Origin of the sequence: Candidatus Formimonas warabiya (assembly GCF_002777255.1) — a bacterium.
GTDB lineage: Bacteria > Bacillota > Dehalobacteriia > Dehalobacteriales > Dehalobacteriaceae > Formimonas > Formimonas warabiya.
This window is the reverse complement of sequence record NZ_CP017634.1, coordinates 2,042,888-2,057,662: the sequence shown is the minus strand read 5'-3', so window position 1 is coordinate 2,057,662 and position 14,775 is coordinate 2,042,888. Positions and strand designations below refer to the sequence as shown.

At 47.2% G+C, this 14,775-nt stretch carries 12 protein-coding genes; all 12 read left to right on the top strand.

Annotated features, from left to right (window positions below; genetic code table 11):
• Positions 1–18: 18 nt before the first annotated feature.
• Complete coding sequence (locus tag DCMF_RS09605; protein WP_148134232.1) at positions 19–1,542, top strand: indolepyruvate ferredoxin oxidoreductase subunit alpha; 1,524 nt, start codon at positions 19–21, stop codon at positions 1,540–1,542.
• A 105-nt stretch (positions 1,543–1,647) separates the two neighbouring features.
• Positions 1,648–2,526 carry a UPF0280 family protein gene (locus tag DCMF_RS09600; protein WP_148134231.1) on the top strand — a complete coding sequence of 293 codons (879 nt, stop codon included), beginning with the start codon at positions 1,648–1,650 and terminating at the stop codon, positions 2,524–2,526.
• Positions 2,527–2,555: 29 nt separating this feature from the next.
• Positions 2,556–4,844 carry a xanthine dehydrogenase family protein molybdopterin-binding subunit gene (locus DCMF_RS09595; protein ID WP_148134230.1) on the top strand — a complete coding sequence of 763 codons (2,289 nt, stop codon included), beginning with the start codon at positions 2,556–2,558 and terminating at the stop codon, positions 4,842–4,844.
• Positions 4,841–5,722 (top strand): FAD binding domain-containing protein, encoded by an 882-nt coding sequence (locus DCMF_RS09590; protein ID WP_214659223.1) that lies wholly within the window; start codon positions 4,841–4,843, stop codon positions 5,720–5,722. The genes DCMF_RS09595 and DCMF_RS09590 overlap by 4 nt, the downstream gene beginning before the upstream one ends.
• Positions 5,722–6,201 carry a (2Fe-2S)-binding protein gene (locus tag DCMF_RS09585; RefSeq protein WP_148134229.1) on the top strand — a complete coding sequence of 160 codons (480 nt, stop codon included), beginning with the start codon at positions 5,722–5,724 and terminating at the stop codon, positions 6,199–6,201. The genes DCMF_RS09590 and DCMF_RS09585 overlap by 1 nt, the downstream gene beginning before the upstream one ends.
• Before the next feature lie 34 nt (positions 6,202–6,235).
• On the top strand, positions 6,236–8,710 hold the full coding sequence (locus DCMF_RS09580; protein ID WP_148134228.1) for an oxidoreductase: 2,475 nt from the start codon (positions 6,236–6,238) through the stop codon (positions 8,708–8,710).
• A 20-nt stretch (positions 8,711–8,730) separates the two neighbouring features.
• Positions 8,731–9,537 (top strand): dihydropteroate synthase, encoded by an 807-nt coding sequence (locus DCMF_RS09575; protein WP_148134227.1) that lies wholly within the window; start codon positions 8,731–8,733, stop codon positions 9,535–9,537.
• Between the two features lie 121 nt (positions 9,538–9,658).
• The gene (citD, locus tag DCMF_RS09570) at positions 9,659–9,931 is read left to right on the top strand and encodes a citrate lyase acyl carrier protein (RefSeq protein WP_148134226.1); all 273 of its coding nucleotides are present in this window, start codon (positions 9,659–9,661) and stop codon (positions 9,929–9,931) included.
• A 15-nt stretch (positions 9,932–9,946) separates the two neighbouring features.
• Positions 9,947–10,852, top strand: a complete 906-nt coding sequence (locus DCMF_RS09565; RefSeq protein WP_148134225.1) for an HpcH/HpaI aldolase/citrate lyase family protein — start codon at positions 9,947–9,949, stop codon at positions 10,850–10,852.
• Positions 10,833–12,374 carry a citrate lyase subunit alpha gene (citF, locus tag DCMF_RS09560; RefSeq protein WP_148134224.1) on the top strand — a complete coding sequence of 514 codons (1,542 nt, stop codon included), beginning with the start codon at positions 10,833–10,835 and terminating at the stop codon, positions 12,372–12,374. Before DCMF_RS09565 ends, citF begins: the two co-directional genes overlap by 20 nt.
• A gap of 249 nt (positions 12,375–12,623) precedes the next feature.
• The gene (locus DCMF_RS09555) at positions 12,624–13,589 is read left to right on the top strand and encodes an EamA family transporter (RefSeq protein WP_148134223.1); all 966 of its coding nucleotides are present in this window, start codon (positions 12,624–12,626) and stop codon (positions 13,587–13,589) included.
• Positions 13,590–13,639: 50 nt separating this feature from the next.
• A complete protein-coding gene (locus tag DCMF_RS09550; protein ID WP_214659222.1) occupies positions 13,640–14,434 on the top strand; it encodes a methyl-accepting chemotaxis protein in 795 nt (264 codons plus the stop codon).
• Positions 14,435–14,775 lie beyond the last annotated feature (341 nt).

The following is a 14,775-nucleotide window of genomic DNA, read 5'->3' as shown; positions in this document are numbered from 1 at the left end:
AGCTCGGAGGTATCCCTGATGATAGCTATTGATAGGGAGAAATGTATCGGGTGCAAGCTTTGTGAAAAAGCTTGCCCTTTGGGGGCTGTAAAAGTAGTAGAGAAGAAGGCTGTGGTAAGCCCAACATGTGCTATGTGCCGGGCCTGTTTAAATGTATGTAAGTCCCAGGCTATTTCTGTTGGGGAAGCGGTACCGGCCAGTGTAGTGTGTATGAAATGCGGTGTCCGTTGTGAGATACCGGAGGGGTTGGTGGGCGCATGCAAACGGTTTACCAACGAAAAAGGAGAATTAGTCCGCAACAGGCCCTTGCATATCCGGCAAGAGAACCCCGTCGACCGGGAAAAGATTGCCATCAGCCGGCCCTTGATCAGTGCGGTTGGAGCAGGTGCCGCATATCCCGATTATCACCCGGCGCCCTATATCGTCCAAGAGCAGGTGGAAGATTACGATGTAGTCACCGTAGTAACTGAAGCGCCTATTTCCTACAGCTCCATGATGATAAAAATTGATAGCAATATTCATATTGGCGATGAGGGCGCTTGCGTCAAACGGGACGGAAAAGTCGTTGGCATGATGACTGCGGAACAGTATGGATCTCATGTGATGATTTTAGGGGGTATAAACAGGGTGAAGGGGCCCGATGGCTTGGCCGTGGTCAAGACCATGACGGAATTGGGCAATCGGGAAACTGTGCAGTTAAAAATCGAAAACGGTCATACTCTTGACCTGCAGGTGGGAAAGCATCCGATTATTGATGGGGTGGAAGATACTAAAATGCGGGTAGGGTGCGGAGGGGCGTGCTGCGGCTTATTTGCCAAGCACCTGGGCCAGTTGGTGGATGAAGCTATTATCATTGACCACCATATTACCGGGCTCTTTACGGCCCACCCTGCCGGGGCGGAACAATTACCCCCCAGTGGAATCCAGCCGGTAGGCAGGTTGGCGACAACCGGGCGTTACTTCTTTGAACACGGCAATGGATGGGGCGGCACCAATATTAATAATCCCCGCGATGCGATCAAGTCCGTTGATATGACCCGGGCCAGAGCAGGAATGAAGGTCCTGGTGGCAGAAACCACATGGCGGCAAGTGGCTCTGTTTGAAATCAATACCCAGGGAGAACCCATTCCCATCCCTTTAACCCCTGAACTGGAAGCGTTTAGACAGATGGCCGCAGGCAACTGCGAAGATAGCCGGGTAACGGGTATGTATTATGCCGGTGTAGGTGGCAGTGCCCGGGCGGGAGTAACTGTAAACCCGATTATGCTGACCAAAGCCGTGCATCAAGGTGACGCGGTATTGACCATAGCAGGTGCGCCCACCTTTGTGATGCCGGGGGGAGGGATTACCTTCTTGGCGGATTTAGAGCAGATGATTCCTCATCCTTTTACTTATACGACCTCACCGGCGGTGGTGGCCCCGATCGAATATACCATCATCCGTGATAAGTATGCCCGGATTGGGGGCCACATCACAAGCATCAGGCCGTTGAGTGATGTAATTAAAGAAGGACGATATGCTTGGTTCAGGCAAAGTAAATAATTTTTGTTGACAAATTTTACGTGGAGAACCCGGCTTGTTGCCAGCGGGTTCTCCCCTACCCTGATGATGCGGTGTGCGTGCTTAAACGGGAGGTTGCGCTGTTTTATGGACCAGATGAAGTACAGGATGCTCAGACCGGGCCAGGTGCTCGTCGACTATGGGCCGATTACCATGGTAATAAGTGCAAATAAGGAAGGCTGTCCATATCACACGGCAGCAGTTGCCGGCGCAGAGTCAGCTATTGATTATTTTGAGGATTTAGTGAAATTTTTAGAGATTGCCCGTATGCCGGTCGGCCGATTAAGGCCGGAAAGGGACGGATGTTACCCGGAAATATTACAAAAGATGATATCTTCTGTTCGGTTGCTGGAACAGCCTGATTTCACTCCCATGGCGGCTGTGGCCGGTTGCTTTTCAGACCTGGTGGTGAGACGGACCGTCGATGCCGGAGCAGACCGGATTTTCGTTAACAACGGGGGAGATATCGCCTTATTTCTGGGCAATGAGGATCAACCGATCCGTGTCGGTATCTTAAGGGATCTGGCAGAAGGTATCGTCACCCAAGTGGTGAGCATCGGTCCCGGAGACGGCATCAGCGGTGTAGCTACCAGCGGATTCGGCGGGCGGAGTCTGACTAAAGGGGTAGCCTCTGCGGTAACCATATTAGCCGAAAACAGCGGCCTGGCCGATGCGGCGGCTACTGCTGTAGCCAATGCCACTGACTGCAGTGATCCGGCAGTAATCAGATGTTTTGCCCAAGACTTGGATTACCATACGGATATCTTCGGGCACATTGTGACGAAAGAAGTGAGAAAGTTAAGCCGGCCTAGTATCCAAGCTGCCGTGACCAACGGCCTCAAATATGCTCAACAATTATATGCACAGGAAATGATCAAAGGAGCCCTGATTTTTGTGCAAGGAGCAATCGGTGTCTGGCCGCCTGATTTGGAGGAGTCCCTGATTACGCTTAAAAAGAGCAATTAGTAGATGGGAAATTTTCTGGAGGTGAAAGCATGGGAAAACGTAAATATGTGGGACTAAAGCAAGAATTTATTGATGCTAAAGAAAAGGTAACCGGTCAGGCAAACTATCTTGACGATCTGAGTTTTCCCGGTATGTTATATGGTAAAATATTACGTTCTCCTCATCCCCACGCGCAAATTAAGGCCATTAATATATCGCAGGCATTAAAACTCCCGGGTGTCAAAGGGGTGATTACGGCAGATGATTGTCCGTCCAACTATTTTGGCCTGGAAATCGCGGATGTGACCATGTTGGCAAAAGATAAAGTACGATATGTGGGTGATGAGGTGGCGGCAGTCGCTGCCACCAGTGAGGAAATTGCCCAGGCTGCCCTCTCCCTGATCAAGGTGGACTACGAGGTACTTAGGCCTGTTACAAATGTGGAGGAATCCGTGGCTCTGGGGGCGCTCTTGGTTCATGAGGATAAGATAGGCAATGTAGCCAAGACCTATCATTTCGAACGGGGTAATGTGGATGAAGATTTTGTGCGTTGCGACTATGTTTTTGAGGAGAAATTCAGTACCAGCAGGGTCTCGGCCTGTTATATGGAGCCTTTTGGCGCTATCGCCAGGTGGGAGCATGACGGCCGGCTCACGATCTGGACTGGCTTGCAGGCTGTGTTTCACGGCAGAAACGAGATTGCCAAGGCTTTAGGCATTAGTCCAGCCCTGATAAATATAAAAGAGCCGTTTATCGGAGGCGGATTTGGAGGTAAAATATGGATCCGGAATTTTCACCCGATTGTTGCGGTGCTGGCGAAGAAAACCGGCTGTCCGGTGAAAATTGTTTTAACCCGGGAAGAAGAAATGCTGACCACCCGGCCCCGGGTGGCACCCAAAATGAGGCTGAAGCTGGGGATGATGCAGGATGGCACAATGGTGGCCAAACAGGCTGAGATCCTGGCGGACAACGGGGCCTATACCTGGGCGGCATCGAAGATTCTTTTGAACATGTCGATGCGAACCGACTGCCTGTACAGATTCAAATCCACAAGAACCGATGCCAAACTGGTCTATACAAATTTAATTCCTACCAGCGGGTTCCGCGGCTATGGAAATAGCCAAATGCATTTTGCCCTGGAGTCCATGATTGATATCTGCTGCCGCAAAATTGGCTTGGATCCGGTCCAAGTCCGGTTAAAGAATGCCTCAAGGCAAGGAGACACCACCCTTCATGGCTGGAAGCTGCGCAGCTGCGGTTTGGCGGAATGTATTGAAAAGGCTGCCCAGGCGATCAAGGTAAACCGGTTGCCTGCGGAAGCACAGAACGGCAGGATAAAGAGGGGAATTGGTCTGGCCTGTATGAATCATGTTTCTGGGAACCGGGGCGGAGATAATTTTGATGGTTCCTCAGCAATGGTACGTTTTCACGAGGACGGAAAATTAATGGTATATTCCGGAGAGGCCGATCTGGGACAGGGCTGCAAGACGGTATTTGCGCAAATCGCCGCCGAAACGATGGGAATGCCGGTAGATCATATCTTTGTCATGCCCTTGGATACCGATATCAGCCCTTTTTGTTACGGGACCTATTCCAGCCGGGTTACCACGGTGGGAGGCAGAGCGGTTCAACTGGCTGTGCAAAAAGTGAAGGATCAATTGCTGCAACTGGCCGCAAAAAAGATGGGAGTGGATAGTGGCCGGCTGGAAATTAATGATGATGTTGTTTATAACAGGATGGATCCGGGCCATAAGTATTCTCTTGCCGAGATATGCAAATACGGAATTAGAACCAGGGAAGCTGCGGAATTGACTGCCTATATTACTTACGACCCGCCGACGCAAGGAAATGACAGTACCGGTTACGGGGATTATTCCAGCGCTTATACCTATGGTGCCCATGGTGTTGAGGTCGAGGTTGATACTGTAACAGGTCAGGTAAGAGTGCTGAGAATTGTTACGGCCCATGATGTAGGGGCAGTAATCAATCCCCAGGGGGTTTTCGGACAGATTTCCGGTGGTGTAGCCCAGGGAATTGGGTGGACTTTATATGAGAACCAAATTCAAAAGAACGGCATACCTCAAAATGCCAGTTTGAGAAATTATATTTTAATGACCATCAAAGACATGCCGAAAATTGAACCGATTTTGGTGGAAACAAATGACCCTGTGGGCCCGTTTGGTGCCAAAGGAATTGGTGAGCCGACTTTAATACCGACTGCCCCGGCCATTGCCAATGCTATTCAGGACGCAGTGGGGATTCGTATTCATGATCTGCCCATTACAGCGGAGAAAATGTTTTGGGCTTTGCAGAACCATGTAAAGGAGGGGGAGAAATGAGTATGGAAGCATATCTGACCCCTAAGACTGTGGAAGAGTGCCTAAAAATGCTGGCGAGCTATCAAGGAGAAGCCTGTATTATTGCCGGCGGCACCGATGTGATGCTGTCCTTACAAGAGAAAAAGCTGGAGGTTAAGGCTCTGGTTGACGTAACTGAAATACCGGAGCTGAAGATATGGGAAATTAAAGATGATACCTTAGTTTTAGGAGCAGCCGTGACACATGCTCAGGTAGCTGCCGATCCCAGGATGAATGAGCTGTTTCCTGCTCTGGCTGATGCTTGTGTGAGCGTAGGGTCTCCTCAAGTGCGGAATATGGGGACCCTTTCCGGAAACGTAGTCAGTGCCCAGCCTGCCGCGGATTCAGCTATTGCCTTAATCGCTCTGGGCGCCAGTTTGGAGATTGCTTCTCCGGAGGGAAGCCGTGTGGAACTGGTGAAAAACCTCTATGCAGGCATAGGAAAAAGCAAGGTGGATAGTCGGAGAGAAGTCATTACTAAAATTATGCTTCCCTTGTTGGAAAAGGGAAGCAGCACGAGTTTCCTACGGATTGCGCCCCGGGAAGCTTTGGCCTTGCCAATTCTGAACTGTGCGGTATGTGTTGGCTCCGGGGATGGCCGGATTACCCAGGCCAGAATCAGCATGGGCCCTGTATCAACGCAGCCTTTTTGCCCCGCTAAAGCAGAAGCTTCCTTGATCGGTAAAAAACTTGATGATGGGGCCGCATGGGAGGAGGCAGCTTTCATGGCCGGTCAGGAAGCGAACCCGCGCGACAGTCTTCTACGTGGTTCCGCGGCGTATAGACGGGCGCTGGTAAAGGATTTGGTGCATCGGGCCCTAAACGCAGCCGCCACAAACTTAATAGGGGGTCAGATTTAATGACTAAAGCACAACCTTTAATATTTAACTTGAATGGCGAGGAAGTACAGGTTGGTGTTTTGCCGGATGAGCCGCTCGTAGATGTCTTGAGGAGAAAAATGCTGCTCACCGGCACTAAAAAAGGCTGTGGCGAGGGGGAATGCGGTGCCTGTACCGTCCTCTTGGAGGGAAAACCTGTTAATTCCTGTCTTGTACCTGCCATGAAGGTACAAGGCAAAAGAGTGGTCACGATTGAAGGAATCAGTAATAATGGGGAATTGCATCCAATCCAGGAAGCTTTCATCGAGGCAGGAGCGATCCAATGCGGTTATTGCACCCCGGGGGTGGTTCTTTCTGCCAAAGCTTTACTGGATAAGGATGGGATGCCTACGGAAGAGGAGATTAAAACCGAATTATCCGGTCATCTGTGCCGCTGTACTGGATATGGCCAATTTGTCGATGCTGTGAAAATTGCGGCAAAGAAGCTCCATAAATTTTAGGCGAGACCTAATTATTTCTCAGGGAGGGAAGACATTGACGGAAATTGGATTATTTACCCCGATTAGAATCAATGCTATGGAATTACCCAACCGGATCGTCATGTCCCCGGCGTTTACGAATACAGCCGGCACCGACGGCGGTGTTACCGACGGCAATATCAAGCACTATGTGGCTAGGGCTCATTCAGGAGTAGGGTTAATTATCATTGAGCATACCAGCGTCAATTCTTATTACATTCATCCCGGCAAACGTCTACAAATCAGCAAAGATGAACATATTGATGGGTTAAGGAAGCTGGTTGATGCAGTACATCGTGAGGGGAGCAAAATTGCCATTCAGCTTGCCCATTCTATTCATGGCGTGGGACTAAAACCGGCTGATCTTTCCCGTGAAACAGTCTTTGAGATCGTAGCCGATATGGTCAACGGGGCCAGAAGGGCAGTGGAGGCCGGTTTTGATGGGAGTGAACTACATTTTGCCCACACTTACACCTTAGCGGACTTCTTATCCCGCCGCACCAACAAACGTACCGATGAATTCGGGGGCGATATTTTCGGACGCATGAGGATTCATTTGGAAATTATTAAACAAATCCGGGAAGTGGTGGGGCCGGATTATCCTCTTTTGGCAAGATTTGACGCTGAAGAATTTGTTGTGGGGGGAAACACCCTTCAGCATACCGGTATTTTTGCCGGGGAATTGGAAAAGGCTGGTATAGACTGTCTTGATGTCAGTGTCGGCGTGCGGTTTGATGATGCAGGCTTAAAAGGTTACAGCGATGTCAGGGGTAAACCTACCATTGAGTTTCCTGACGGTCCCAACGTGTATTTTGCGGAAGCAATAAAAAAATTGGTTAAGATACCGGTGATGACAGTAGGAAAACTGGGTAACCCCCAATTTGCCGAGAGTGTGATCCGGGAGGGTAGGGCCGACTTGGTGGCTTTGGCCCGACCGTTGATTGCTGATACCATGTGGGTAGAACATGTCCGGCAAAAGCGTGATGACCTCATGAAAGAGTGCTTGTATTGTAGTGAGTGCCTGTATGAAAGACATGATCTGGAAGCTCCGATCCATTGTATGAGATATACCTGCCAGAACGCCTGCCCGGCTAATGTAGATGTTCCGGTTTACGTGGACTTGGTGGGCCAAAAGAAATACCGGGAAGCGTATCAGGTCATTCAATGGGAAAACCCGCTGGGGCTGATCTGCGGACGCGTATGTAACCACCCTTGTGAAAGTCTATGTAACCGGGTGAAAATTGACGCACCCATTGCCATCAGGTTACTTAAGCGTTTTGCGGCGGACCGGATTTTGGCCCAGGAAAAAAAATTGCCTGTGCCTCCCGTTGCTCCAGAAAAGGATACCAGGGTTGCGATCATTGGATCAGGACCGTCCGGATTGACCTGTGCTTTCTATTTAAGAAAAAAGGGTTATCAGGTTACTGTGTTTGAAAAGCTTCCTGTGGTAGGGGGAATGTTAGCGGTGGGAATACCGGGGTACCGTTTGCCGAAAAGTTTGCTTGCCGAAGAAGTGAAGGTTTTGCGGGAAATGGGCGTGAAAATTCAGACGAACGTCACCCTGGGGCAGGACATTCGTCTGGAAGGGTTAAAAGAGCAGGGGTATCAGGCGATCTACTTGGCCTTAGGTACCCACAAAAATCGGCCGCTGCAGGTAGAAGGGGAAGACTATCAGGGCGTTTATGCGGGAGTTAATTTTTTGCGCGACCTGAACTTAGGGAAAAAGATGGAATTTTACGGTAAAAGGGTAGCGGTTATTGGCGGCGGAAACGTAGCTATTGATGTGGCAAGGAGTCTTACCCGGATGGGTATTAAAGAGGTGCAGATTTTTTGCCTGGAAAGCAGGGAGGAGATGCCGGCCTATGCGGATGAAGTAGCCGAAGCCGTAAAAGAAGGAGTTATGATTAATAATGGTTGGGGCCCAAGGACCATTACTGGAAAAGATGGAAAGGTTACAGGAATAACCTTGAAATCCTGTACATCGATTTTTGATCGTGAATGTCTGTTTAACCCGGCATATGATGAAAATCGAACCTTAGATTTAGAGATAGACCGGATTGTCGTTGCTATTGGTCAGGTGGTTGATGACTCATTTGACCCTTCTGCCAGCAAAATCAAGATAGGAAAGAATTCTCTGCTTGAAATATCCGCCTCCTGTGCAACCAGTGTTGAGGGGGTTTTTGCCGGTGGTGATTGTGTCAGCGGGCCTAGCTCCGTTGTGGAAGCCGTTAAATATGGCAAAGAGGCGGCACTTTCCCTCGACAGATATTTGGGCGGTGATGGGCAGATTATATCGAAAAAGCTCTTTGTCAGGCAACTGTCAGGTCCTGTAAACGAGGATGAAATAGGGAGACCGGAGGCGGCCTTGATTCCACCAGAGAGCAGGAAGGGTGATTTTGCTGAAGTAGAGGAAGGATTGACGGAAAAGTCTGCCTTGGTGGAATGCAGGCGTTGTTTGCGTTGTGATGTCCTCAGGGAAATTGTCATTTAATCTAAGGGGAGTTACGCCCAATGATAATTGGTGAATTGATATCCACTAGACGTCCACAGGTCTTTGAAGCAGCCAAAAATGGGGATGGAGATTTAATTAGGCAGCTGGCCAAACAGCAGGTAGAGGCGGGAGCTCATTATTTGGAAGTAAATTCTTCCAGCTTTGGGGACCGGGAAAGGGAAATCATGAAGTGGTTTGTCGGTCTTATTCAGGATACTGTTGATGTGCCGCTATGCATTGGTAGTGTGCATCCGGAAGTCCTGGATACGGGATTATCCTTATGCCATTACGGAAAACCGATAGTCAATGCTATTTCATGTGAAGAGAAACGATTTAATGAGGTATTGCCGCTGGTTCTAAAATACAAGGCAATGGTTTTAGGGCTGCTGATGGATGACGTCTGTACCGCCGATACCGCGGAACAACGGTATACCTTAGCGGGTCAGCTGATCAACAGACTAAAAGAGAATGGAGTAGCCCCGCAAGATATTTATCTTGACTTGCTGCTTAAACCAATCTGTCTCAACGCGAACGCAGGCCAGGAAGTATTACGAACGATCTTGATGATCAAGAAAGATTTCCCCGAGGTCAATTTTGCCTGTAACATGTCAGATATTTCTTTTGGGCTGCCTAACAGAAACCGGATTAATCGAATCTTTATGATACAGCTGATGACTGTAGGTGTACAGACTTTTTTTCTAAACCCGCTTGATAAAGGCGTGCAGGCAGACCTATTGATTTCCCGAATGCTGCTGGGCCATGATCCCTATTGCTGTGATTTTCTTAATGGGTACCTTAAAGGGTTATGTAGTATGGCTGATAAATGAGCAATTGACGAGGGAATAAAAAACGGCTCAATCAATGTTATGTATCTGTAGGTCTATTGGACTGACTTATGGCATAACCATCTTTATTTTTTGCTACGATTTTGATGAAGGAGGGGTTGTGATGACCTTGTTGCACAGAACCGGTGTGGCTGGAACAGAAGGGAAAAATGATATTTTAGTTACTATAGAGCCTGCGGAGCCTGGAGCCAAGCTTAGTTTGGAGCTAACCAGCCCGGTAAAATACGAATTTGGCAATTGTATCGAATCATTGGTGGGCGAAATGCTTAAAATCTATCATATCATGGATGCTAAGGTTGTCTTAAACGATAAAGGGGCTTGGGATTTTACAATTCGGGCAAGGGTGGAGACAGCAATACTAAGAGCAATGGCCTAAATGGGGGGATAATAAATGAGTAAACTGCGCAGAACTATGTTATTTATTCCCGGCAACGATCCTGGGAAATTACAAAGTGCCGGGATCTATCGCTCAGACTGCTTAGTCTTTGACTTGGAAGATTCAGTATCAGTAAATGAAAAGGATGCGGCCCGCATCCTGGTACGTAATGCCATCATGTACATCGAGTATCCTAGTGAAATAGGGGTTAGAATCAATGGGCTTGATACGTCGTATGGCCGCGATGATTTAGCAACTATTCTGCCCGCTAAACCGGCATTCATTCGATTGCCGAAAGCCGAGAAAGTGGATGATATTCAAGAATTGGATCGAATTATTAGTGCTGCTGAGAGAAAATACCAGTTTCAGTCCGGTACGATCAAGATCGTGTTAACGATTGAGACAGCAAAAGGGATTTTGAGTGCTTATCATTTAGCGGTAGCGAGTCCACGGGTTATTGGTATCGGCATGGGTGCTGAAGATTTAGTGGCTGATTTGAAAGGAAGCCGCACCCGGGAAGGTAACGAGCTGTTATTTGCTAAAAGCCAAATATTGTATGCTGCGCGTGCTGCCGGGGTTCAGGCCATTGACAATGTTTTTTCTGATGTAAATGATGAAGAAGGCTTTAGAGAAGATACAAATTGGGGAAGAATTCTTGGTTATGACGGCAAGTCTGTGATCCACCCCAATCATATTCCCATTGTACACGAGATTTATGCCCCGAGTGAAAAAGAAATAGACCTTGCGAAAAATGTTTTAGCAGCATATCAGGAAGCAGTGCAGAATAAATCGGGTGTTATTGCGTTAAATGGAAAGATGATTGACGGTCCGGTTGTGACAAGAGCCGAACGGGTAATGCAATATGCTAGAGCGCTTGGCATGATAAGGGAGGAATACAGTTATGAAAAATGCTGTGGGTAGAGAAATCCCTGAAAATATTCCGGGTCTGAATAAAATAAGACCGTTTGAGGGAGCCTTCGCTTATCAACCTACGGGAAGATTAGTAGGTCCCAAAATCCCGGTAAATGTTCCCCGCACGGAAAAGACACTCAAATCAATTGACCAGGCTATCGAAGCAACCGGTCTTAGGGACGGGATGACTATATCATTTCATCATCATTTTCGTAATGGCGATTATGTCATGCTGATGGTAATAGAAGCAGTTGCCCGTAAAGGAATCAAAGATTTAACCATCGCACCAAGTTCCCTAAGTGCTGTACAAGATTGTCTGATCCCATATATTGACCGTGGTGTTATTACCGCAATAGAAACCAGCGGCATTCGGGAAAAGCTAGGTGACCTGGTATGCAGCGGCAAGCTTTCAAAACCAGTGATTATCCGGACCCACGGGGGGCGCGCCCGGGCCATAGAAAGCGGAGAAACCCACATAGATGTAGCATTTATTGGGGCTCCGGCATGTGACACTTATGGCAATATTAATGGCGTGGATGGTCCGTCGGCATGTGGCTCGTTAGGGTATCCCATGGTAGATGCGGCCTATGCGGATCGGGTCGTAGCTATTACCGATAATCTCGTTCCCCATCCCCTATACCCGATTAGTATTCCCCAATCCCTAGTCGATTTTATTGTTGTCGTGGATAAAATCGGAGATCCCAATGGGATAGCCACAGGGTCGCTACGTATCAGCAATAACCCCAAGGAACAGGTGATTTCCCGCTATGCCGCTGAAGTCATCGAATATTCCGGATATTTTAAGGATAGCTTTTCCCTTCAACTCGGCAGCGGGGGTGCTTCTCTTACCGCAGCGAAATTTATCAAAGAAAAGATGCTTAAACAAAAAATTGCCGCGTCATTTGGAGTGGGTGGTATCACAGGTGTGATGGTTGAAATGCATGAGCAAGGATTAATTAAAAGGTTGTTTGATACACAGACTTTTGATACTCCGTCCATCAGATCGCTAAAAGAAAATCCTTGCCATGTGGAGGTTTCTGCTTCCCTTTATGCAAATCCCCACTCCCGAGGGCCTATTGTCAATAATGTTGACTTTGTTATTCTAAGTGCTACGGAAGTTGACGTGGATTTCAACGTGAATGTACTTACAGGTTCCACCGGAAGGTTAATGGGGGCGCCGGGCGGGCATCCGGACACATCTGCCGGATCAAGTGTCTCGATTATTGTCTTACCTTTAATTCGCGGTAGGCGGCCCATGATACAGGATAGAGTCTATACCGTGGTAACTCCTGGTGAGACAGTCGATGTGATCGTCACGGACTATGGGGTATCTGTTAATCCGAAAAGAAAAGATCTGATCGATAATCTCCGGAACAGCAGCCTTCCAGTGATGAAGATAGAAGAACTTCAACGCAAAGCATACCAAATGACCGGTATCCCAACACCGCCTCTGCCCCCATCCGATGAAGTTGTGGCAGTAGTTGAGTACCGTGACGGGAGTATTATTGATGTAATCCGTAAGTCTAAATAAAATAATAAGCTTACTGGGAAATTGTATAATTCATGTTTAAAAATTCTAATTACAATGATAGAATTTGATATGTGCTATGAGGAGCAGATCATAGAGAATCCCTATCTTCAGCTATTTATCGGTTTACAGGGAAACCGTCCCCTAAAGACGGGAGGAACATCGCCGGCGTCAACGGAGTGATGAAAGTATGCGCAATTCTATTGAAGGCAAGTCCGGCGCAGGGAAAAGAAGGTAGAGAAAGGCCGCGTAATGGGTGAGATATTGGCAGTTACATCAGCTCTTTGTTTTGGTCTAAGTGAAATATTAGCCCAACGGGGTATGAGAGAAGCCAGTGCTCCTGCTGGGGTTATAGTCGCGTTAATCTGTAACAACATTACATTCGGGTTGTTACTGGTTTGGCAGTTTTTGTTTCACGGGTTACCATCTATTGGAATTGCCGGGGTATTATTCGCATTAGGGGGCGGATTAGCCGGAAACGTTTTGGGACGCACCTTTAATTACTCAGCATTAAAGCGTATTGGCTCTGCGCGTGCTGTCTCTCTTGCTCTTACTCAGACTTTGTTTGCTTTTTTGTATAGTGCTTTTTTGCTTAGCGAAGCGCCCAACCGTTGGTCTATGGTCGGGATTGTGCTAATTGTGGGAGGCGTGCTATGGTTATCTCGGGAACAGATTAAACTGGATTCCAGTAATATGAATGAACTGGCTGTTAATATTAATGAACAGGCCGTTCAGTTCGGGGATCATCAAAGTGTAGCAAAAAAAACATACTTGTCTGGACCACGTTTCATGGGTGTAATCCTGGCCTTGCTAGCCGGGTTCGCCTATAGCCTGTCAGATTTATTGCGTAAGCTTAGTTTACGTGTTTTGCCCTCTGCTGTTTTATGTTCTGCTATTGGAGGCTTTTGCGCTTTAGTTGTTTATAGTTCCACTTTTTGTATACAAAAGCGTTGGGGGGAAATTAGCTGTTTAAGTCGTCGTTCTATGCTCTCATTAGTGCTGGGCGGCACAGTCGGGGGGCTGGCGATTTTGTTTTTGAATTCAGCCCTAAGCCTTTCCTCGATAATAGTAGTTAATACATTATTTAACATAAGAGTATTGGTTCCCTTATTCCTTGGTCCTATTCTGCTTGGAAAAGAGGGAAGAGTGAATGTAGCAGTTGTTAGCAGTACTATTTTAATTTTGGCAGGCACAATTCTTATCATGTACTGTAAATAATTCGAGTGATGAAAGGAGAATGAAAAATAGCTACCTTATTGGAAGAATTGGTGAAAAATGCGGATTTATTTTCCAAACTTTCCTCCCTGGATACTACAGTATTAATTGCAGACTCTGAGGGCACAGTATTGAGATTTATCAATGCCAAAGAGTTCAAATTGGACATTACGGAAGGCTCAAAGGTTATTTCCGGAGGATCTGTAACCCAATGCCTGGATACAGGCAAGGAAGTGCAAAGGTTAGTACCCAAGGAAAGGTATGGATTTCCGGTCAAAACCATTAGTGTTCCCGTATATGAAGATGGCAGAATTTGTGGCGTCATAGCTGCTTCTACCAGCTTAGCCACTCAGCACACTTTACAGCAAGCTGCAGAAACCATTGCGGCTACTTCAGAAGAAATAACTGCCTCATCTGAAGAAGTGGCATCTTCCGCATCTACCTTGTCCAGTAAATTAAATAAATTAAGAACTGCTTCTCAGGATGTTGTTAACGAAATTGAAAAGACTGAAAGCATCTTACGTTTTGTTAGTGATGTAGCAGCAAACTCCAATCTACTAGGCCTAAACGCAGCTATAGAAGCCGCAAGAGCCGGTGAAGTTGGCAGAGGATTTGCTGTAGTGGCAGAAGAAATTCGTAAAATGGCAACGCACAGTGGAAATTCGGTCAAGGACATTAAGAGAGTTTTGAACGATATTCAAGGTCAAGCAAAAAATATTTTAAGTATCATCGATGAAATAGCAATACTGGGACAAGGCCAAGCTGCATCCACGGAAGCAATAGCCTCTTCTATGCAGCAATTGGCAGCTTCCGCCGTTGATGTGGAAAAAATAGCGCAGATCCTGTAACCTGGCACAGGCGGCCTATTTATATAATAGTAAGAACAGAGGATAATTATTTGCTGTATTTTTCCAAGTAAGCGATCTGAGGTCAGGAAAAAGAGTATAAAGTGTCTGTCAAGGAAACTGTATAAAATTTTTAGGGAGAAACGTTCTCATGATGTTACCTATCATGGGAACGTTTTTTATGTCGGTGAGGCTTTGTTGTACCCTTTAGTTAGGTGAAAAAGACAAAAGGGATAATATGCCATAAGTCCTCTCACTAATGTTTTGTGGGTTTTATACAAGAGCAAAGAAGCGGCACTAAAGTGTATGGAAAAAAATATCCCCTCAAAAGCAAAAAAATAGTT